At 65.6% G+C, this 24,702-nt stretch carries 2 protein-coding genes (1 of these 2 cut by a window edge); both read left to right on the forward strand.

Annotation, left to right across the window (positions count from 1 at the left end; translation table 11 throughout):
• Positions 1–11,399: the final stretch of a non-ribosomal peptide synthetase gene (locus tag BW992_RS19010; protein ID WP_083714580.1), read on the forward strand. It extends 17,668 nt beyond the left edge of the window; 11,399 of the gene's 29,067 nt are visible here — the last part of the coding sequence; its start codon lies beyond the left edge, outside the window; its stop codon occupies positions 11,397–11,399.
• A complete protein-coding gene (locus tag BW992_RS19020) occupies positions 11,396–24,568 on the forward strand; it encodes a non-ribosomal peptide synthetase (protein WP_076406915.1) in 13,173 nt (4,390 codons plus the stop codon). The genes BW992_RS19010 and BW992_RS19020 overlap by 4 nt, the downstream gene beginning before the upstream one ends.
• Positions 24,569–24,702 lie beyond the last annotated feature (134 nt).

A 24,702-nucleotide genomic window follows, 5' to 3' on the forward strand; every position in this document is an offset into this window, starting at 1 on the left:
ATGAACAATGCCTGACCTACGGTGAACTCAACATCAGGGCCAATCGTCTGGCTCGCCATCTGGCAGGCCTGGGTGTGCAGCCGGGGGACCGTGTAGCGCTGGGATTGGCCCGTTCGGTTGAACTGCTGGTCAGCCAGTTGGCGGTGCTCAAGTGCGCCGCCGTCTACGTGCCGCTGGACACCAGCGCGCCGTTGGAACGCCAGCAGTTCATGGTCGACGACAGCGGGGCCAAGGTCCTGCTGACCCAGAGCTCCCTGGTCTCGGCGCAGAGCGCTGTGCGGGTCGACCTGGATCGCCTGGAGTTGGCTGAAGCCAGCACCGACCTCGATCTGCCCCAGAGCGCCGAAGCGGTGGCCTACATCATGTACACCTCCGGTTCCACCGGCACTCCCAAGGGTGTGCTGGTGCCGCATCGGGCGATCAACCGACTGGTGATCAACAACGGCTACGCCGATTTCAATGCCCGGGACCGGGTGGCGTTCGCCTCCAACCCGGCCTTCGACGCCAGTACCCTGGACGTCTGGGCGCCATTGCTCAACGGCGGCTGCGTGGTGGTGGTCGACCAGGACGTGCTGTTGTCCCGGGAGCGTTTCGCCCGGTTGCTGACCGAGCAGCGGGTCAGCGTGCTGTGGATGACCGCCGGCCTGTTCCATCAGTACGCCGCCGGCCTGATGCCGGTGTTCAAGCACTTGCGTTACCTGATCGTCGGCGGTGATGTGCTCGATCCGGCGGTGATCGGCCGGGTCTTGAAAGAAGGCGCGCCGCAGCACCTGCTCAATGGCTATGGCCCGACGGAAGCCACCACATTCACCACGACCCACGAAATCCGAGCCGTGGGCGAGGGCGGCATTCCCATTGGCCGTCCGGTGGGCAACAGCCGTGTCTACGTGCTGGACGCCCAGCTGCAACCGGTGCCGGTGGGCGTGGCGGGGGAGTTGTACATCGGTGGCGATGGCGTGGCGAAAGGGTATCTGAACCGCCCCGAACTGACCGCCGAGAAGTTCGTGACCGACCCGTTCAGCGCCGGCCCTGGGGCGTTGCTCTATCGCACCGGCGACCTGGCGCGCTGGCGTGTCGACGGCAGCGTGGACTACCTGGGGCGTAACGACGACCAGGTGAAGATCCGTGGCTTTCGTATCGAACTGGGGGAAATCGAAGCGCGGCTCGCCGAGCATGACAGCATCAGGACGGCTGCCGTCCTGGCGCGTGAAGACGTGCCAGGCGAGAAGCGCCTGGTGGCTTATTTCACCCTGAACGACCCGCAGGCAGGTGTGACCATCGAGACGCTGCGTAGCCATCTGCATGCGCAGTTGCCCGATTACATGATGCCCATGGCCTACGTACTGCTTGAGACGCTGCCGCTGACGGCCAACGGCAAGCTGGACCGCCGGGCCTTGCCGGCGCCGGACGCCGAGGCTTATGCCAGCCGTGAATACGAAGCGCCCCAGGGAGCGGTGGAACAGACCCTGGCCCGGCTCTGGGCCGAGGTGCTCAAGGTCGAACAGGTGGGGCGTCACGACCACTTCTTTGAATTGGGGGGCCATTCGCTGCTGGCGGTGACCCTGATCGAACGCATGCGCCAGGCCGGGCTGAGCGCCGATGTGCGCGTGCTGTTCAGCCAGCCGACCCTGGCGGCCCTGGCGGCCGCCATTGGCAGCGGCAAGGAAATCGAGGTGCCGGCGAACCTGATTGCCGCCGACTGTGTGCAGATCACCCCGGACATGCTCACCTTGGTAGCGCTTGATCAGCCAACCATTGACCGGATCGTGGCCACGGTGCCCGGTGGCGCACGCAACGTACAGGACATCTACCCGCTGGCGCCGCTGCAGGAAGGCATCCTCTACCACCACCTGACCGCCGAGCAGGGCGACCCCTATGTACTGAAAATACTCTTCGAACTGCACAATCGTGACCGATTGACGGCTTTCGTCGATGCGCTTGAGCATGTCATCGATCGCCACGACATCCTGCGCACCAGCGTGGTCTGGGAAGGATTCGACTCACCGGTGCAGGTGGTCTGGCGTAAAGCCCGACTGGTGGTGGAAGAGGTGGCGCTGGCCGACGCGGCGGGGGATATCGCCTCGCAGTTGCAGGCCCGCTTCGACCCGCGGCATTACCGTCTCGATATCACCCGTGCCCCCATGCTGCGGCTGGCTTACGCGCAAGACGCGGCCAGGGGACGCTGGGTCGCGGTGTTGCTCTTCCACCACATGGCCCTGGACCACACGGCCATGGAAGTGGTGCAGCACGAGATGCAGGCGCATCTGTTGGGCAAGACCGCTCCGCTGGCGGCGGCAGTGCCTTATCGCAACTATGTGGCGCAGGCGTGCCTGGGCGTGAGCGAACAGGAGCACGAACACTTCTTCCGCGAGATGCTCGGCGATATCGACGAGCCGACCCTGCCGTTCGGTGTACGGGACGTGCAGGGTGACGGGCGGGATATCGAGGAAGCCCGGCGGCCTGTCGACACGGCGTTGAGCCAGCGCCTACGGGTCCTGGCGCGGCAGTTGGGTGTCAGCGCTGCCAGCCTGGTTCACCTGGCCTGGGCACAGTTGCTGGGCCGCGTGTCCGGCAAGGACGACGTGGTATTCGGCACCGTACTGATGGGGCGCATGCAAGGCGGGGACGGTGCTGACCGGGCCCTGGGCATGTTCATCAACACCTTGCCCCTGCGAGTGGAAGTGGGCATCCAAAGCGTGCGTGAAGGGGTGGAAGCCACCCACGCGCGATTGACCGGCCTGCTGGGCCATGAACACGCGTCCCTGGCCCTGGCACAGCGTTGCAGTGGCGTGGTTGCGCCCATGCCGCTGTTCAGCGCCTTGCTCAACTATCGTCACAGCGCCGGCCTCGCGGATTCCAGCCAGGCCCTGGCCGGTTGGGAAGGCATCGAGACCCTGAGCAACGAAGAACGCACCAATTACCCGCTGACCCTGTCGGTGGACGACCTGGGCGACGATTTCCACCTGACCGCGCTGGCGGTGCCACGGATCGGCGCGCAACGGGTCTGCGAGTACATGCACATTGCCCTGGAAACCCTGGTGGAGTCCCTGGAGCTGGCGCCGTCGACGCCGTTGAACCGTCTGGCGATACTGCCGGCTGCCGAGCGTCGGCAGGTGGTAGCGGGTTTCAATGCGACCATGCGTCCTTATCCGCAGGATCGGACCGTCCATGGGTTGTTCGAAGCCCAGGCCGAGGCTCGTCCACACGCCATCGCCGCTGTGCAGGATGGGCGTTGCCTGACCTACAGCGAGCTCAACGCCTGGGCCAACGGCCTGGCGCGCCATCTGGCAGGCCTGGGCGTGCAGCCCGGGGACCGCGTGGCGCTGGGGCTGGGGCGTTCGATCGAGCTGCTGGTCGGCCAGTTGGCGGTGCTCAAGTGTGCCGCCGTCTACGTGCCGCTGGATATCGGCGCGCCGCTGGAGCGCCAGCAGTTCATGGTCGACGACAGTGGAGCGCAGGTGGTCCTGGCCCGCAAAGGTCAGAAGGTTCCTGCGGGTCCTCTGCGGGTGGACCTGGGTCACATGGAGGTGGATGAAACCTGTGTCGACCTCGATCTGCCCCAGAGCGCCGAAGCGGTGGCCTACATCATGTACACCTCCGGTTCCACCGGCACTCCCAAGGGTGTGCTGGTGCCGCATCGGGCGATCAACCGACTGGTGATCAACAACGGCTACGCCGATTTCAATGCCCGGGACCGGGTGGCGTTCGCCTCCAACCCGGCCTTCGACGCCAGTACCCTGGACGTCTGGGCGCCGTTGCTCAACGGCGGCTGCGTGGTAGTGGTCGACCAGGACGTGCTGTTGTCCCGGGAGCGTTTCGCCCGGTTGCTGACCGAGCAGCGGGTCAGCGTGCTGTGGATGACCGCCGGCCTGTTCCATCAGTACGCCGCCGGCCTGATGCCGGTGTTCAAGCACTTGCGTTACCTGATCGTGGGCGGTGATGTGCTCGATCCGGCGGTGATCGGCCGGGTCTTGAAAGAAGGCGCGCCGCAGCATCTGCTCAATGGCTATGGCCCGACGGAGGCCACCACATTCACCACGACCCACGAAATCCGAGCCGTGGGCGAGGGCGGCATTCCCATTGGCCGTCCGGTGGGCAACAGCCGTGTCTATGTGCTGGATGCCCAGCTGCAACCGGTGCCGGTGGGCGTGGCGGGCGAGCTGTACATCGGTGGCGATGGCGTGGCGAAAGGGTATCTGAACCGCCCCGAACTGACCGCCGAGAAGTTCGTGACCGACCCGTTCAGCGCCGACCCTGGGGCGTTGCTCTATCGCACCGGCGACCTGGCGCGCTGGCGTGTCGACGGCAGCGTGGACTACCTGGGGCGTAACGACGACCAGGTGAAGATCCGTGGCTTTCGTATCGAGCTGGGGGAAATCGAAGCGCGGCTCGGCCAGTGTCCGGGGGTGCAGGACGCGGTGGTGCTGGCGCGCCAGGACGAGACCGGTCCCAAGCGCCTGGTGGGGTATGTGATTGCCGAGCCGGGTGTCACCCTGTCGGTGCAGGATCTGCGCGCAGAGTTGGCGAGTGCACTGGCCGACTACATGGTCCCCAGCGCCTTCGTGGTGCTGCCGTCGTTCCCCTTGACGGCCAACGGCAAGCTGGACCGCCGGGCCTTGCCGGCGCCGGACGCCGAGGCTTATGCCAGCCGTGAATACGAAGCGCCCCAGGGAGCGGTGGAACAGACCCTGGCCCGGCTCTGGGCCGAGGTGCTCAAGGTCGAACAGGTGGGGCGTCACGACCACTTCTTTGAATTGGGGGGCCATTCGCTGCTGGCGGTGACCCTGATCGAACGCATGCGCCAGGCCGGGCTGAGCGCCGATGTGCGCGTGCTGTTCAGCCAGCCGACCCTGGCGGCCCTGGCGGCCGCCATTGGCAGTGGCAAGGAAATCGAGGTGCCGGCGAACCTGATTGCCGCCGACTGTGTGCAGATCACCCCGGACATGCTCACCTTGGTAGCGCTTGATCAGCCAACCATTGACCGGATCGTGGCCACGGTGCCCGGTGGCGCGCGCAACGTACAGGACATCTACCCGCTGGCGCCGCTGCAGGAAGGCATCCTCTATCACCACCTGGCCGCCGAACAGGGCGACCCCTACGTGCTTCAATCGCAGTTCGCCTTCGATACGCTCGAGCGTTTCGAAGCGTTCGTCGAGGCGTTGCAAGTGGTGATCGATCGCCATGACATCCTGCGCACCAGCGTGGTCTGGGAAGGCCTGGACGAGCCGCTGCAAGTGGTCTGGCGCCAGGTGCGGCTGGAGCCGCAACGCTTCGAGCCCGAGGCCACCGCCGGTGACGTCGCCACGCAACTGGCGACCCGCTTCGATGCGCGGCACTACCGCCTGGATCTGCGTCGGGCGCCGATGCTGCAACTGGTCCATGCCCGGGACGAGGCCCAGGACCGCTGGGTGGCGATCCTGCTGTTCCACCACATGGCCCTGGACCATACGGCCCTGGAAGTGGTGCAGCACGAAATGCAGGCGCACCTGATGGGCGAAGCCGCACAGTTGGCCGAAGCGGTGCCGTACCGCAACTATGTCGCCCAGGCCAGGCTTGGAATGAGCGAGCAAGAGCACGAAGTGTTTTTCCGGCAGATGCTCGGTGAGATCGAGGAGCCGACGCTGCCGTTCGGATTGGCCCAGGTCCAGGGCGACGGGCGTGGCATCGAGGAAGTCACGGTTGCGGTCGATGACGCTGTGGGCCGGGGGCTGCGCAGCCAGGCCCGGCGCCTGGGCGTCAGCGCCGCGAGCCTGATCCATCTGGCCTGGGCACGGGTCATGGCCCTGGCGTGCGGCCAGGAACACGTGGTCTTCGGCACCGTACTGATGGGGCGGATGCAGGGGGGCGACGGTGCCGACCGTGCGCTGGGGATGTTCATCAATACCTTGCCGATATGCGTGTCGGTGGGCGAGCAAAGCGTGGACGAGGCGGTGAAGGCGACCCATGCCCGGCTGACCGGAATGCTGGCTCATGAGCACGCTTCCCTGGCCCTGGCCCAGCGTTGCAGTGGCGTGGCGGCGCCGACGCCTTTGTTCAGTGCGCTGCTGAATTACCGCCACAGTGCCACGCAGGTGACAGAGGCCTTGCTGTCGGCCTGGAGCGGCATGCAGATGCTGTCCAGCGAAGAACGTACCAACTACCCGCTGACCATGAACGTCGATGACCTGGGGGATGGCTTCAGCCTGACGGCGCTGGTGGAATCGCGGATCGGGGCGCAACGCATCTGCGACTACCTGCAAGTCGCGCTGCGCAGCCTGTTCGAGGCCCTGGAACAGGCGCCGCAAACACCGGTGCAGAGCCTGCCGGTGCTGCCGCAGGCCGAGCGTCGCCAACTGCTGGAGACCTGGAATGCGTCGTCGGCGACCTACCCCCATGACGCGTTGATCCACGGGCAGGTGGAGGCCTGCGCCGCAGCCCGGCCCGATGCGCTGGCGGTGCGGTTCGAGGACCGTTCGCTGACCTATGGCGAACTCAACGCCCGGGCCAACCAGGTGGCCCATCACCTGTTGTCCCTGGGCATTCGCCCCGATGACCGGGTGGCGATCTGCGTCGAGCGTGGGCTGGACATGATCGTCGGCCTGCTGGGTATCCTCAAGTCCGGTGCCGGCTATGTACCGCTGGATCCGGCCTATCCGGCCGAGCGCCTGGCCTTCATGCTGCAGGACAGCACGCCGGTGGCGGTGCTCACCCAGGCTGCGACGCGGCATTGCCTGGCAGACGTGACGGTTCCGGTGATCGATCTGGACCGTGCTGAATGGCCGGAAGCGTCCCTGGGCAACCCCCAGGTGGCGGGCCTGGATTCCAGCCACCTGGCCTACGTGATCTACACCTCCGGCTCCACCGGCCTGCCCAAGGGGGTGATGGTGGAGCATCGCAACGTGGCGCGGCTGTTCTCGGCCACCCGACCCTGGTTCGATTTCGGTCCCCAGGACGTCTGGGCCCTGTTCCATTCCTTCGCCTTCGACTTCTCGGTCTGGGAAATCTGGGGCGCGCTGACCCACGGCGGCCGCCTGCTGGTGGTACCGCAACTGGTAAGCCGTTCGCCGCAGGATTGCTACACGCTGCTGTGCGAGGAGGGCGTCACGGTACTGAACCAGACGCCGAGTGCCTTCCGCCAACTGATCGCGGCCCAGGGCGAAAGCGAGCTCAGACACAGCCTGCGCCAGGTGATCTTCGGCGGCGAAGCCTTGGAAACCGGCATCCTCAAACCGTGGTATGCCCGGGAGATCAACGCCGGCACGCAACTGGTGAACATGTACGGCATCACCGAAACCACCGTGCACGTGACTTACCACGCACTGAGCGCGGACGACGCGCAGCGGGTCGGTGTCAGCCCCATCGGCACGCGCATTCCCGACCTGCAATTGCATGTGCTCGACGCCCGGCGCGAGCCGGTACCGGTGGGTGTAGTCGGGGAAATGTACGTCGGCGGTGCGGGTGTGGCCCGTGGTTACCTGAATCGTCCCGAGCTCGATCGGCAGCGCTTTATCGCCGATCCCTTCAGTGGATGCGAAGGGGCGCGTCTGTACCGGACCGGCGACCTGGGACGCCGACTGGCCGACGGCAGCATCGAATACCTGGGCCGCAACGACGACCAGGTGAAGATTCGTGGCTTCCGCATCGAGCTGGGCGAGATCGAAGCCAGGCTGGCCGCGTGCGAAGGTGTCCGCGAAGCGGTGGTCATCGCGCGCGAGGACGAGCCGGGGGACAAGCGCCTGGTGGCCTATGTGATCGCCGAAGAAGGCGAGCCGCCCACGGCAGCCGGGTTGCGTGCCGCACTGCTGGGCTCCCTGGCGGACTACATGGTGCCAGGCGCCTTCGTGATGCTCGATGCCTTCCCGTTGACCACCAACGGCAAGCTCGACCGCAAGGCGTTGCCGGCGCCGGACCAGTCATCGGTGGCGACTCGCGAATACGAAGCACCGCAAGGCGATGCCGAAACCGTCATCGCCACGATCTGGCAGGACCTGCTGGATCTTGATCGGATCGGTCGTCACGATAACTTCTTCGAACTGGGGGGCCATTCCCTGCTGGCGGTGAAGCTGATCGAACGCATGCGCCAGGCCGGGCTGAGCGCCGACGTCCGGGTGCTGTTCGGTCAACCGACCCTGGCGGCCCTGGCCGCTGCGGTAGGCGGACGTACGGACGTGGTGGTGCCGGCCAATCGTATTGCCTCGGACTGTCGACGGATCACGCCAGAGCTGTTGCCTCTGGCGACCCTGAGCCAGGACGAGATCGACCGCGTGGTGGCGATGGTGCCGGGCGGCTTGGCCAACGTACAGGACATCTATGCCCTGGCACCGCTGCAGGAAGGTATCCTTTATCACCACCTCGCCGCCGCCCAGGGCGATCCCTATCTGCAATACATGATGTTCGCGTTCGACACCTTCGCCCGACTGGAGGCGTTTACCCACGCGTTCCAATCGGTCGTCGCCCGGCATGACATCTTGCGTACGAGTGTGCTCTGGGAGGACCTGGCCGAGCCCGTGCAGGTGGTCTGGCGTGACGCCCGGATGGTGGTGGAGTCGGTGGAGCTGGACCCGGCGGCGGGCGATGTCGCCGCGCAGTTGCACCAGCGCTTCGACCCCAGGCACTACCGCCTGGACATTCGCCAGGCACCGCTGATACGGGTCGCCTATGCCCAGGACCCGGCGAACCAGCGCTGGGTGGGTATGCTGCTGTTCCATCATCTGGTGGACGACGCCACGTCCCTGGCGGCACTGTCCGCCGAGATCGAGGCGCACATGCTCGGGCGGGCAGATCGCTTGCCGGCGTCGGTGCCGTACCGCAACTACGTGGCCCAGGCTCGCCTGGGGGTGAGCCGCGAGGCCCACGAAGCGTTTTTCCGCGACATGCTTGGCGACGTCGACGAGCCGACATTGCCGTTCGGTTTGCAGGATGTGCAAGGCGATGGCAGCGGGATCGAGGAGGCCGGACAGCTTGTCGAGGCCGACCTGAGCCGCCGATTGCGGGCCCAGGCCCGTCTGCTCGGTGTGAGCGCGGCGAGCCTGTACCACCTGGTCTGGGCCCAGGTGCTGGGCAAGGTGTCGGGCCGCGAAGAGGTGGTGTTCGGTACCGTCCTGATGGGCCGGATGCAAGGCGGCGAGGGGGCCGACCGGGCGCTGGGGATGTTCATCAATACGCTGCCACTGCGGGTCAGCCTGCAAACCGATGTGCGTGCCGGTGTGACCACGACCCATGCGCGGCTGACCGCCTTGCTGGGGCACGAGCACGCCTCGCTGGCACTGGCGCAACGTTGCAGCGGCGTGGAAGCGCCGACGCCACTGTTCAGTGCCTTGCTCAATTATCGGCACACGGGTGCGATCACCACCACCGAGGCGTTGTCGGCCTGGGACGGTATCCAGATGCTCAGTGGCGAAGAGCGGACCAACTATCCCTTGACGCTGGCGGTGGACGACCAGGGCGAGGCGTTCAGCTTCACTGTGATGACGCCTGCGCGCATCGGTGCCCAGCGGATGTGTGGTTATGTGCGCCAGACCCTGGAAAGGCTGATCGAGATGCTCGAACAGTCTCCTCAGGCGCCACTGCATCAGCTGTCGATCCTGCCGCCTGGCGAGCGCCACAGGCTGCTGGCCGAGTTCAATGCCCACCAAGCCGACGCCCCACGGCAGCAACCAGCCATTCAGGCGTCGTTCGAGGCGCAGGCACAGCGTACGCCGGATGACCTGGCCGTGCACGGTGGCGCACAGCGGCTGACCTATCGCCAGTTGAACGAGCGAGCCAACCGGCTGGCCCATTATCTGCGCAAGCAGGGCGTGGAAGGGGATTCGCGGGTGGCGATCTGCGTCGAGCGCAGTGTCGACATGGTGGTAGGACTGCTGGCGGTGCTCAAGGCCGGCGGGGGGTATGTCCCCCTGGATCCGGCTTATCCGGCCGAGCGCCTTGCGTTCATGCTGCAGGACAGCGCGCCGGTTGCGGTGCTGACCCAGGCCGGTACCCGGGCGCTGCTGTCGGACGCCCAGGTGCCCCTGATCGACCTGGACGCCGGCCCATGGCTGGACGAGCCGGATCACAACCCGCACGTGACAGGCCTGACACCTGACCATCTGGCCTATGTCATCTACACCTCCGGTTCGACCGGACTGCCCAAGGGCGTGATGGTGGAGCGTCGCGGCCTGCGCAACCTGATGGACTGGTACCTCGAGGACCTGGCGTTCCATGCCGGCGATGCAGTGCTGTTGGCCTCTTCCTACAACTTCGACCTGACCCAGAAGAACATCCTGGCACCGCTCATGGTGGGCGCCACGCTGCATCTGGCTGAAGAACCCTTCAATCCAGGTGCCATCGTCGCCCAGGTCGCCGAGGCCGGGATCACTCACCTCAACATGTCGCCCAGCGCGTTCCATGCGCTGGTGGACGCCGACCATCAGCAGGCACTGGCCTGCCTGAAGCGGGTGGTCCTGGGCGGCGAGCCGATCCAGGTCGCCCTGCTGGAGAAACTGCCGCAGCCACGGCCAACGGTGATCAACAGCTACGGGCCGACCGAGTGCAGCGACGTGGTTGCCTGGCACATCGTGGATAGCCATCTGGAAACCTACCGGGACCAGTCGATCCCGATTGGCCGGCCCATCCGCAACATGCAGCTGCACGTGCTGGACCACCACGGCCAGCTGTTGCCGGTGGGGGTGCCGGGCGAGATTCACATCGGCGGTGTCGGTGTGGCGCGTGGCTACCTGAACCGGCCGGAGCTCAACCAAACCCGCTTCATGGCCGATCCGTTCTACGGCCAGGCCGATGCCCGCTTGTACAAGACCGGAGACATCGGTCGCTGGTTGCCCGACGGTACCCTGCAGTACCTGGGGCGCAACGACGACCAGGTGAAGATCCGCGGTTTCCGTATCGAACTGGGCGAAATCGAAGCCAGGCTCGCCCAGCACGAGGCGGTGAAGGAAGCGGCGGTGCTGGCCCGTGAAGACGTTCTGGGGGAGAAGCGCCTGGTGGCCTATTTCACCCAGTACCCGGCAGACGAAGCACTGGGCATCGAAGCGCTGCGCCTGTACCTGCAGGCACAACTGCCCGCCTTCATGGTACCGGTGGCCTACGTCTGCCTGGACGCGATGCCCCTGACCCCCAACGGCAAGCTCGACCGCAAGACGCTGCCGGCGCCGGACCTGGGGGCGTTCATCAGCCGTGGCTATGAAGCGCCGGTCGGCGACACCGAAATCACCCTGGCCCAGTTGTGGGCTGAAGTGCTCAACGTAGAGCGTGTCGGTCGTCACGATCATTTCTTCGAACTGGGCGGGCATTCCCTGCTCGCCGTCAGCCTGATGGAGCGGATGCGCCAGGAAGGCATGGAAGCGGATGTGCGGACGTTATTCGAGCGGCCAACGCTCTCGGAATACGCGGCAACGACAGAAAAAATGGAGATTGTCCTGTGAGTGTGATCGAACTGTTGGCGACACTAAGAGAGAAAGACGTACAGCTTTCAGTCAAGGGCGATCAGCTCGTGGTGCGGGGCCGAAAACAATCGCTGAGCGAGCCTGCGGTACTGGCCTTGCTGCGCGAACACAAGAGCGCACTGATCTCGTTGATCCAGGCCGGCCAATACGATGCCAACCAGGGCGGCGAACCCGACGTCGCCCCCAACGCCATCCCCGCCGGCTGCACGCGCATCACGCCGCAGATGCTGCCGCTGGTGAGCCTGGACCAGAGCGCCATCGACCGCATCGTTGCCACGGTTCCGGGCGGTGCGCCCAATGTGCAGGACATTTACCCGCTGGCGCCGTTGCAGGAGGGGATTCTCTATCACCACCTGATGGCGACCCAGGGCGACCCGTATGTCCTGCAGGCACGGTTCAGCATCGCTCGGCGTGAGCGCCTGGCGGATTTTGTCGATGCCTTGCAAAGCGTGATCGACCGACACGACATCCTGCGCACCGCCATCGTCCGCGAAGGGCTGGAAGAGCCGGTCCAGGTGGTCTGGCGCCAGGCCCGGCTGGGTGTCAAGGACATCAGCGCCGAGCTGGGCGAGGGCGATGCGATGGCGCAATTGCAGGCGCGCTTCGATCCTCGCCACTATCGCCTGGATGTCAGCCAGGCGCCGTTGCTGTTGCTGGTGGTCGCCGAAGACACCGTACACCAGCGCTGGGCCGCCATGCTGCTGTTCCATCACATGGCCCTGGACCACGCGGCCCTGACGGTCGTGCAGAGCGAAATGCAGGCTTGCCTGATGGGGCAGGCTGATCAGTTGCAGCCTGCCATCCCTTACCGCAACTATGTGGCCCGCACCCGTCAGGCCGGCCAGCGGCAGGCCGACGAGGCGTTCTTCCGCAAGATGCTTGGCGACGTCGAGGAGCCGACGCTGCCCTTCGGCCAACAGGATGTACTGGGGGACGGCACTGCCATCGAGGAACATCACCTGGCAGTGCCTCTGGACCTCGGTCGGCGCTTGCGCGGGCACGCGCGACAGCTCGGGGTGAGCGCGGCGAGTATTTTCCATCTCGCCTGGGCCCAGGTACTGGGCTGCGTCTCGGGCCGCGAGGACGTGGTGTTCGGCACGGTGATGCTGGGGCGGATGCAGGCGGGCGAAAGCATGAGCCGGGCGCTGGGCATGTTCATCAATACCCTGCCGCTGCGGGTCGGTGTAGGGGCGCAGAGTGTCCGCGATGGGGTGAAGAGCACCCACGGCTGGCTGAGCAGCCTGCTGGGCCACGAATACGCATCCCTGGCCCTGGCGCAACGTTGCAGCGGCGTGGCGGCCCCGGCGCCGCTGTTCAGTACGCTGTTGAACTACCGCCACAGCGCCAGCGCGGCTCAAGTCCTGCCTGTGGAAGCGAGCCAGGCCTGGGAGGGGATCGAAGCCCTGAGTGCGGAAGAACGCACCAACTACCCGCTGACTCTCTCGGTGGACGATTTCTCCGACGCGTTTGCCCTGACGGTGCAGGCCAGTGCGCTCATCGGTGCGCAGCGCATAGGCGAATACATGCTGGCGGCCGTTGAAAGCCTGGTCGGCGCCCTGGAGTCAAGCCCCGGGGCGATGCTCAAAAGCCTGTCATGGCTGCCGGCGGCGGAGCGGGAACGTGTGTTGCTGGGTTTCAACGACAGCGACCGCGATTATCCCCGGGAACAGCCGATCCAGGTTTTGTTCCAGGCTCAGGCCCGGGCCCGGCCGGATGCGCCGGCAGCGGTGCAGGGCGGACGAACCCTGACCTATGGTGAACTGGATTGCCAGTCCGACCGCCTGGCGGCCCATCTGATGGGGCTTGGCCTGCAGGCCGGTGAAAGCGTGGCCCTGCTGCTGCCTCGTTCGCTCGAACTGTTGGTCAGCCAGTTGGCGGTCCTCAAGTGCGCGGCGGTCTATGTGCCGCTGGACGTCAACGCGCCCGCCGAGCGCCAGGGGTTCATGATCCAGGACAGTTGCGCGGTGCTGGCGCTGACCCTCAGCGCCGAGGCGTTGCCGTCGCACGTGCGCCGCGTGGACCTGGACACCATCGACCTTGGCGGGCAGCCGGCCCACGCCGAGCCGCCGCCACAGTCGAGTGAAGCGCCGGCCTACATCATGTACACCTCCGGATCCACGGGCACGCCCAAGGGCGTGCTGGTACCGCACCGGGCCATCAGTCGGCTGGTGATCAATAACGGCTATGCCGATTTCAACGAGCGGGACCGGGTGGCCTTTGCCTCCAATCCCGCCTTCGACGCCAGCACCCTGGACGTCTGGGCCCCCTTGCTCAACGGCGGGTGCGTGGTGGTGGTCGAGCAGCAAGTGCTGCTGTCCCAGGAGCGCCTGCGCACGCTGCTGATCGAGCAATCGGTGAGTGTGTTGTGGATGACTGCGGGGCTGTTCCATCAATACGCGGCCAGCCTGATGACGGCTTTCGCCCGCTTGCGCTACCTGATCGTGGGCGGCGATGTACTCGACCCGGCGGTGATCGGGCGCGTCTTGAAGGAAGGCGCCCCGGTTCACCTGCTCAACGGCTACGGTCCCACGGAAGCCACTACCTTCACCACCACGTACGAGATCAAGGCGGTCGGCGAGGGCAGCATTCCCATCGGTCGCCCCTTGGGCAACACCCGGGTCTACATTCTCGACGCCCAACAGCGGCCTGTGCCGCAGGGCGTGGCGGGTGAGCTGTACATCGGCGGCATGGGCGTCGCCAAGGGCTACCTGAACCGTCCGGAACTGACGGTCGAGAAATTCCTCACCGATCCCTTCAGCCAGCGACCCGGGGCCCTGATGTACCGCACCGGAGACCTGGGACGTTTCCTGGCCGACGGCAACATCGAGTACCTGGGCCGTAACGACGGCCAGGTGAAGATCCGTGGTTTCCGTATCGAGCCGGGGGAGATCGAAGCCCGGTTGGCCCAACACCATGACGTGAAGGAAGCCGTGGTGCTGGTTCGCGAGGACGCGCCTGGGGAGAAACGCCTGGTGGCGTATTTCACGCTGCGCTCCAGCGACGAGGCGGTGGATATCGAAGCCCTGCGCGCTCATCTGCAAAGTCGCTTGCCGGACTACATGGTGCCGGCGGCCTATGTACAGCTCCAGGCCTTGCCCCTCACCTCCAATGGCAAGCTGGACCGCAGGGCCTTGCCGGTGCCGGACCAGGCTTCGATCGTCAGCCGGGGCTACGAAGCCCCCGTGGGGGAGGTCGAAAACACCCTGGCCCGCCTGTGGAGGCAGGTCCTGCATGTGGAGCGGGTGGGGCGCCACGATCATTTCTTCGAGCTGGGCGGCCATTCGTTGCTGGCGGTCAACCTGATCGAACAGATGCGCCAGGTCGGCTTGAGTGCCGATGTCCGCGTACTGTTCGGCCAGCCGACCCTGGCGGCCCTGGCCGCGGCGGTGGGCGGCGGCAATGAGGTCGAGGTCCCGGCCAACGCAATCACCTGCGGCTGCGAACGGATCACGCCTGACCTGTTGCCGCTGGTGTCGTTGACCCAGGAGGCGATCGACCAGATCGTCGCCAGCGTGCCGGGCGGTGTGTCCAACGTACAGGACATCTACCCGCTGGCGCCGCTGCAGGAAGGCATTCTCTACCACCATATCGCGGCGCGGCAGGGCGATCCCTACGTGCTCCAGGCGATGTTCGCCTTCCACAGCGAAGCGCGTATCGAGGCCTTCGCGCAGGCGCTGCAAGGCGTTATCGATCGTCACGATATCCTGCGCACGGCGGTGTTGTGGGAGGGCCTGGAACAGCCGATCCAGGTGGTCTGGCGCAGGGCCGCGTTGAGTGTCGAAGCCGTCACGCTGGAAACCGGAGGCGCCGATGCCGTGACCCAGCTCCATTCGCGCTTCGACTCCCGGCACCATTGCCTGGACATTCGCCAGGCTCCGCTGATATGCCTGCGCCATGCCCATGACCCGGTCAACCAGCGCTGGGTGGCGATGCTGCTGTTCCACCATATCGCGCTGGACCATACCGCGCTGGAAGTGGTGCAACAGGAGATGCAGATGCTCCTGCTCGGCCAGGCCGATCGGCTCGGCGAGGCGATGCCGTACCGAAACTATGTGGCCCAGGCTCGCCTGGGTGTCAGCGAGCAGGAGCACGAGGCATTTTTCCGCGACATGCTGGGCGACGTCGACGAACCGACGCTGCCCTTGGGCTTGCAACAGGTCCAGGGTGACGGCCTTGGCATCGAGGAGGCGAAGCTCGCGGTGGAAGCCGGCTTGAGCCGCCGGCTGCGGGCACAGGCGCGGCGAATCGGTGTCAGTGCGGCCAGCCTGCATCACCTGGCGTGGGCCCAGGTGCTGGGACGGTTGTCCGGACGCCAGGATGTTGTCTTCGGCACGGTGCTGATGGGGCGGATGCAGGGCGGCGAGGGCGCCGACCGGGCCCTGGGCATGTTCATCAATACGTTGCCGCTGCGGGTCGATCTGCAAGCACAGGGCGTGCTGGCCGGCGTCAAGGCTACCCATGGGCGACTGACTGCCTTGCTCGGCCACGAGCATGCGTCCCTGGCCCTGGCCCAGCGTTGCAGCGGCGTGGCTTCACCGGCCCCGCTGTTCAGCGCGTTGCTGAACTACCGGCACAGCGCGGCCGATGCGACCTCGGTCGAGGCCCGGGATGCCTGGCAGGGCATGGAAGTCCTTGGCAGCGAGGAACGTACCAACTACCCGCTGACCCTGTCGGTGGATGACTTGGGCGAAGGCTTCATGTTGAGCACCCTTGTCGTCCAGGGAATAGGTGCGCAGCGCATCTGTGCCTATATGCACACCGCGCTCGAAGGCCTGGTACAAGCCCTCGAGCAAGCGCCGCGCATGCCCCTCGACCGTCTGGAGATCCTGCCGCAAACCGAACGCGACCTGTTGCTGGCGGATTTCAACGCCACCGATCGCCCTTATCCGCAGGACCAGACCGTCCTGGCGCTGTTCGAGGCCCAGGTTGCACACCTGCCCCAGGCGGTCGCGGCGGTGCATGGGCAGCGACAGGTCAGTTATGCGCAACTGAACGAGCGAGCCAATCGCCTGGCCCATTACCTGTTGGGACTCGGCGTGCAACCGGACGACTGCGTCGCGATCCTGCTGCCGCGCTCGATCGACCTGCTGGTCGGCCAGTTGGCGGTCCTCAAATGCGCGGCGGCCTATGTGCCCCTGGATCGCAACGCTTCGTTGGAGCGCCAGGGCTTCATGCTGGAGGATTGCCGGGCGAAGGTCTTGCTCACCTTCAGTACCGAAGTCGCCCCCGAGGGCACCTCTCGCGTCGAGCTGGACACCTTGACCCTGCAAGGCCCGATCCACAATCCGGCACTGGCGCAGTCCAGTGAATCGATTGCCTACATCATGTATACCTCGGGTTCGACAGGGCAGCCCAAAGGTGTCCTGGTTCCCCACCGGGCCATCAACCGGCTGGTGATCAACAACGGCTACGCCGATTTCAATGCCCACGACCGAATCGCCTTTGCCTCCAATCCGGCGTTCGACGCCAGCACCATGGATGTCTGGGGCGCGCTGCTCAACGGCGGGCAGGTGGTGGTGATCGACCATGAAACCCTCCTCGAACCAGCGCGGTTCGCCCAGGTCCTGGTCGATACGGGCGTCACGGTGCTGTTCGTGACCACGGCCATTTTCAACCAGTACGTGCAACTGATCCCCGAAGCCATCGGCGGCTTGCGCATTCTTTTGTGCGGTGGCGAACGCGCCGACGCGGCCTCCTTCCGACGCTTGTTGAGCCTGGCGCCGGGCTTGCGCCTGGTGCATTGCTACGGTCCGACCGAAACCACCACCTACGCCACGACCCTGGAAGTCAAGGCTGTGGCCGAGCACGCGCAAAGCGTGCCCATTGGCGGGCCCATCTCCAATACCCGGGTCTACGTACTGGATGCACGCCAGCGGCTGGCGCCCCTGGGTGTGGTCGGCGAGATCTGCATCGGCGGCAAGGGCGTGGCCAAGGGGTACTTGAACCGAGCGGACCTGAGCGCGGAGAAGTTCATCGCCGATCCGTTCAGCCCCGAGCCCGGCGCGCTGCTTTACCGCACCGGTGACCTGGGCCGCTGGCTGCCCGAGGGCAATCTGGAGTGCCTGGGACGAAACGACGATCAGGTCAAGGTCCGCGGGTTCCGTGTGGAACTGGGAGAGATCGAGGCCAGGCTCGTCGCCTGTGACGGCGTGAAGGACGCGGTGGTCATGGTGCGGGCCGACGAGCCGGGAGAGAAACGCCTGGTGGCGTACCTCATTGCACAGCCTGAGGACAGCCTCACCGTGGCGGCGTTACGCGAGCAGTTGTCCGCCACCCTGGCCGAATACATGGTACCTGCCGCGTTTGTCCTGATGCCGGCGTTCCCCTTGACACTGAACGGCAAGGTGGACCGCAAGGCCTTGCCGGTGCCGGCGGCGGAGGCGTACGCCAGCCAGGCCTACGAGGCCCCCCAGGGCGAGGTCGAGCAAGCGCTGGCCGGCCTGTGGGCCGAGTTGTTGAACGTCGAGCGTGTGGGGCGTCACGACAACTTCTTCGAACTGGGCGGCCATTCGCTGCTGGCGATGAGGCTGATCGAGCGCATGCGCCAGGCCGAGATGGCCGTGGACGTGCGGGTCCTGTTCAGCCAACCGACGCTGCGGGCACTGGCAGCCGCCGTGGGCGGACACCGCGAGGTGGTGGTACCGGCCAATGCCATCGTCCAAGGGTGCGAGCGAATCACCCCGGACATGTTGCCACTGGCTGCATTGAGCCAGGAGGCCATCGATCGGATCGTGGCAAGCGTGCCGGGAGGCACGCAAAACGTGCAGGACATCTACCCCCTGGCGCCCCTGCAGGAAGGCATCCTGTATCACCACCTGACGGCGAAAAAAGGTGATCCCTATGTGCTGCAGACGCTGTTCGGCTTTGACAGCCGCGCACGCCTGGATGACTTCATCCTCGCGTTGCAGCGGGTGATCGAGCGCCACGACATCTTCAGGACCTCGATGGCCTGGGAAAGCCTCGACGAACCGGTGCAGGTGGTATGGCGGCAGGCTCGGCTGATCGTCGATGAGCTGGAACCGGATCCGAGCGCCGGGAATGTCGTTGCGCAGCTGCAGGAGCGTTTCGACGCCCGGCATGTGCGCCTGGATGTGCGCCAGGCGCCGATGTTGCGCCTGGTTATCGCAGAGGACGTCGACAACGGACGCTGGATCGCGATGCTCCTGTTCCATCACATGGTGCTGGACCATACGGGGCTGGAAGTCCTGGAGCGTGAAATGCAGGCCCAGTTGCTTGGCAAGGCGCACGAACTGGGCAATGCGGTGCCTTACCGCAACTATGTGGCCCAGGCGCGCCTGGGTGTCGGCCAGCAGGAACACGAAGCCTTTTTCCGCGAGATGCTTGGCGATATCCAGGAGCCGACCCTGCCGTTCGGTCTGCAGGATGTGCAGCGCGATGGCTCCGGTGTGGAGGAAGTGAAGCTGGCGGTGGAGGCGGGCTTGTGTCGCCGCCTTCGCGCCCGGGCCCGGCAGTTGGGCGTCAGTGCGGCGAGTGTGATGCACCTGGCATGGGCCCAGGTACTGGGTCGTGTCAGCGGTCGCGACGAAGTGGTGTTCGGCACCGTGCTGTTGGGGCGGATGCAGGGGGGCGAGGGCGCCGATCGGGCACTGGGCATGTTCATCAACACCCTGCCATTGCGGGTGAGCCTGGGTGGACACGGTGTGTCCGCCGGGGTCAAGGCCACCCACAGGCGTCTCACTGGCCTGCTGGGGCATGAGCATGCCTCACTGGCCCTGGCGCAACGCTGCAGCGGTGTGGTTGCACCGACGCCGTTGTTCAGTTCAATGCTCAACTATCGCCATTGCGGGGTCGAGGTGACTGCCCAGGCGCTGTCGGCGTGGCAGGGCATCGAGTCGATTGGCGGCCAAGAGCGTACCAATTACCCCCTGGCGCTGGCGGTGGATGACGAAGGCGAAGGCTTCAGCCTGGTGGTGCAGGCACTGGCCGGTACCGATGCGCGGCGTGTCGGCGACTACATGCACACTACCCTCGAAAGCCTGGTCACGGCACTGGAGCTGGCGCCGGAGACGCCCCTGGGTGAGCTGGCGATTCTGCCCATGACTGAACGCCAGCGCCTGCTGGAAACGTTCAATGCCACCACGGTCGATTATCCCCGAGGCCTGACCTTGCACGGTCTGTTCGAAACCCGTGCCGAGGCCAGCCCGGACGCCATCGCCGTGGTGACTGACGACGAGCAATGGAGCTACCAGCAACTGAACCACCGCGCCAACCAGGTTGCCCATCGCCTGATCGCCCTGGGCATCCGCCCGGACGATCGGGTGGCGATCTGCGCCGAGCGCAGCCTGGAAATGGTGGCCGGCCTGCTGGGCATTCTCAAGTCCGGTGCTGCTTATGTGCCGCTCGATCCGGATTACCCGCTCGATCGCCTGGCCTACATGCTGGACAACTGCGCGCCGAGCGTGGTGCTGACCCAGGGGGCCTTGCAGGCACGCCTGCCCGCCACCGATGCCCGGACGTTGTTGCTGGACGATGCCGCGTTCTCGACCCAGTCGACGGCTAATCCAAGGGTCGAGGAGCTGCGCTGCGACCATCTGGCCTATGTCATCTACACCTCCGGTTCCACCGGCCTGCCCAAAGGCGTGATGAACGAACATGGGGCGGTGGTCAACCGCCTGCTGTGGATGCAGGACGCTTATCCGTTGACGGCTGCCGATGCGGTGCTGCAGAAGACCCCGTTCAGCTTCGACGTATCGGTGTGGGAGTTCTTCTGGCCGCTGTTCACCGGCGCCCGGCTGGTGATGGCCCGTCCTGGCGGGCATCGCGACCCAGCCTACCTGTGCGAGGTAATCCAGGCCCAGGGCATCAGCACGCTGCACTTCGTACCGTCGATGCTGGACGTGTTCCTGGCCCATGGCGCCGCCCACGGCTGCGACGGGCTGCGGCAGGTGATGTGCAGCGGCGAAGCCTTGCCGGGGCATCTGGTGCGGCGTTTCAAGGCGCAACTGCCGCAGGTGGCGTTGCACAACCTGTACGGCCCCACCGAAGCCGCCGTGGACGTCACGGCCTGGGACTGCTCGGGCGTCGATACCCCCGACAGCACCCCCATCGGCAAGCCGATCGCCAACACCCGCATCTACCTGCTGGACGCCCATCGTCAGCCGGTGCCCATGGGGGTGGCTGGGGAGATCTACATCGGCGGTGTGCAGGTGGCACGCGGTTACCTGCATCGTCCGGAACTCACCGCCGAGCGTTTCCTCGACGACCCGTTCAGCACCGTGCCGAATGCGCGGATGTACCGCACCGGCGACCTGGGCCGCTACCTGGCGGACGGCAACATCGACTACCTGGGGCGTAACGACGATCAGGTTAAGATTCGCGGTTTCCGCATCGAACTGGGCGAGATCGAAGCGCGGCTGGCGCAACATCCAGGCCTCAAGGAGGCCGTGGTACTGGCCCGTGAGGAGGAGCCCGGCGAGAAGCGCCTGGTGGCCTATTTCACGACCCATGCCGCCGATGCGGGCCTCGACATCGAGACTCTGCGGGGCCATCTGCAGAACCTGCTGCCTGAATACATGGTGCCGAGCGCTTTCGTGCACCTCGACGCCTTGCCGCTGACCCCCAATTGCAAGCTGGACCGCAAGGCATTGCCAGCGCCGGATCGTACTGCGGTAGTGGCCCGTGCGTACGAAGCTCCACAAGGCGAAACCGAGGCGACCATCGCCGGGATCTGGCAGGACTTGCTCGGTATCGAACGGGTCGGCCGCCACGACAATTTCTTCGAGCTGGGCGGTCATTCGCTGTTGGCCGTGAAAATGATCGAGCGTATGCGTCAGGTCAAGCTGAGCGTCGACGCACGCGTCCTGTTCGACCAATCGACATTGGCGGCACTGGCCGCTGCGGTCGGCGGGTACAGGGAGGTCGATGTACCGGCCAATGGCATCCCGGCTGGTTGCACACGGATTACGCCGGGGATGCTGCCGCTGGCCGAGCTGGATCAGCCGGCCATCGATGAAATCGTGGCAAGGGTGCCGGGTGGCGTGGCCAACGTCCAGGACATCTATGCCTTGGCACCTCTGCAGGAGGGGATCCTGTATCACCACCTTGCCGCCGCCCAGGGTGATCCCTATCTGCAACACGTGATGTTCGGTTTTGACAGTTTCGCGCGCCTCGAACAGTTCGCCCAGGCGTTGCAGGCCGTCATTGCCCGGCACGATATCCTGCGTACCGGTGTGCTCTGGGAGGGCTTGCCCGAGCCCATGCAGGTGGTATGGCGCGACGCCCGTTTGAATGTCGAGCCGGTCGTTCTGGATCCGGCCGCAGGGGATATCGCCACCCAACTGCACCAGCGTTTCGACCCCAGGTTCTATCGCCTGGACATCCGCCAGGCACCGATGATGCGGATTGCCTATGCCCAGGACCCGGAGAACCAACGTTGGGTGGGCATGTTGCTGTTCCATCATCTGGTGGACGATGTCACCTCACTGGCGGTGCTGGTTGCGGAAATCGAGGCACACATGCTGGGCCAGGCACAGCGCTTGCCCGCCTCGGTGCCGTACCGCAACTACGTGGCCCAGGCTCGCCTGGGGGTGAGCCGCGAGGCCCACGAAGCGTTTTTCCGCGACATGCTCGGCGACGTCGACGAGCCGACGCTGCCGTTCGGTCTGCAGGATGTGCAAGGTGACGGCAGCGGGATCGAGGAAGCTCGCCAGGATGTCGAGGCGGACCTGAGCCGCCGGTTGCGTGCCCAGGCGCGGCAGTTGGGGGTCAGTGCGGCGAGTGTGTATCACCTGGTCTGGGCGCAGGTCTTGAGCCAGGTGTCGGGCCAGGACGACGTGGTGTTCGGTACCGTGCTGGTCGGCCGGATGCAAGGTGGCGAAGGGGCCGACCGGGCGCTGGGGATGTTCATCAATACGCTGCCCGTGCGGGTGAGCCTGGGGGCGCAAGGCGTGCGGGCCGGGGTCAAGGCGGCCCATGCACGATTGACGGCCTTGCTCGGCCATGAACATGCCTCGTTGGCCCTGGCACAACGCTGCAGCGGCGTGGAGGCACCGACGCCGTTGTTCAGTGCCTTGCTCAACTATCGGCACACCGCAACGACGGTTTCGGCCGAAGCGGTGTCGGCCTGGAACGGCATCCAGATGCTCAGTGGCGAAGAGCGGACCAACTACCCGTTGATGTTGTCGGTGGACGACCTGGGCGAGGCGTTCAGTTTCACCGTCATGACCCCGGCCCGCATTGGCGCGCAGCGGCTTTGCGGGTACGTGCAGCACACGTTGGAAAGTCTGGTCCGGATGCTGGAGCAGACGCCGCAAGCGCCGTTGCACCAGTTATCGGTGCTGCCGGCCACGGAGCGCGAGCAACTGCTGGTGGGCTTCAACGCCACCCAGGCCGAATACCCGCTGGAGCAGACGATTCACGGGTTGTTCGAAGCGCAAGTTCAGCGCACGCCGGAGTCGCTGGCGGTGCTGCATCGCGGACAACGCCTGAGCTATCGCGAACTGAACGAGCGGGCCAACCGCCTGGCCCATTACCTGCGCAAGCAGGGGGTGAAACCCGATTCCCGGGTGGCGATCTGTGTCGAGCGAAGCCTCGACATGGTGGTGGGCCTGTTGGCGATCCTCAAGGCCGGCGGCGGTTACGTACCGCTGGATCCGGCTTACCCGGCGGACCGGATCGCCTACATGCTGGAAGACAGCGCCCCGGCGGCGGTGCTGGCCCAGGCGGCGACGCTTGGATTGTTGGCCGGCGCTGCGATGCCGGTCATCGATCTGGGCAGCGAACTTTGGCAGGACGAATCCGTTCTGAATCCCCAGGTTCCGGAACTGACCTCGTCGCACCTGGCCTATGTGATCTACACCTCCGGTTCCACCGGTCTGCCCAAGGGCGTGATGATCGAGCACCGCAACACGGTGAACTTCCTGACCTGGGCGCAGCGTTCCTTCGATGCGCAAACCCTGTCGAAGACGCTGTTTTCCACTTCTTTGAACTTCGACCTGGCGGTCTACGAGTGCTTCGCGCCGTTGACCTGCGGTGGCAGCATCGACGTGGTCGCCAATGTGCTGGAACTGCAACAGGGCGAGCACGACATCACCTTGATCAACACCGTACCGTCGGCCCTCAAGGCACTGCTGGAATCCGGTGGCTTGGGCGAGGGTGTCGAGACCGTCAACGTGGCGGGCGAGGCCCTCAAGCGCAGCCTGGTGGAAGCGCTGTTCGAGCAGACTTCCGTCAAGCGCCTGTGCAACCTGTATGGCCCATCGGAAACCACCACTTACTCAAGCTGGGTATCGATGTCCCGCGAAGAGGGTTTCGCCGCGCATATCGGTAAACCGGTGGCCAACACCCAGTTCTATCTGCTGGATGAACAGCGACAACCGGTGCCGTTGGGTGTACCAGGAGAGATCTATATCGGCGGCGCCGGTGTGGCGCGCGGTTACCTCAATCGCGATGACCTCACCGCCGAACGTTTCCTCAAGGACCCGTTCAGCCACGAAACCAACGCCCGGATGTACAAGACCGGCGACCTGGGTCGCTACCTGCCGGACGGCAATATCGAATACCTGGGTCGTAACGACGACCAGGTGAAGATCCGTGGCTTCCGTATCGAACTGGGGGAGGTCGAAGCACGGCTCGCCAGGCATGAAGCGGTAAAAGAGGCGGTGATCCTGGCCCGTGAGGACGTCCCCGGCGATAAACGCCTGGTGGCGTATTTCACCCGGCCCTCGCCAGGCCAGGCGGTGGACGTGGGCCTGCTGCGTGGCTACCTGCAAGCGCAGTTGCCGGAGTACATGGTGCCGGCGGCCTACGTGAGTCTTGACGCCTTGCCGTTGACTCCCAATGGCAAGCTCGATCGCAAGGCCTTGCCCGTCCCTGACAGCGAGGCGTTCGCCACGCATCGCTACGAAGCCCCCGTGGGAGAGGTGGAGATCAAGCTCGCCTCGCTGTGGGCCGAATTGCTGAAAATCGAGCGTGTCGGCCGGCATGACCACTTCTTCGAACTGGGGGGACATTCCCTGCTGGCCGTGACGTTGATCGAGCGCATGCGCAAGGAGGGCATGGAGGCCGATGTGCGGGTGCTGTTCGGTCAGCCGACCCTGGCACTGGTGGCCGCGGCGGTAGGGCAGGTGCAGCGTATCGAAGTACCCGCGACGAAGATTCCCACCCTGGCGCGCCAGCGCCGCATCTGAGTCGCATACCGCACGATCCGCGGATGAAAAACCTTGCCGGGGGGCTTCCCCCGGCAGGGCGTTCGCCGCGATTTTTTCCCGACACAATGCCTGTCCTGCCGGGGCCGGAGCTTGTCCCTGCTTCCCATGACAGA

This window comes from Pseudomonas sp. 7SR1 (assembly GCF_900156465.1).
GTDB lineage: Bacteria > Pseudomonadota > Gammaproteobacteria > Pseudomonadales > Pseudomonadaceae > Aquipseudomonas.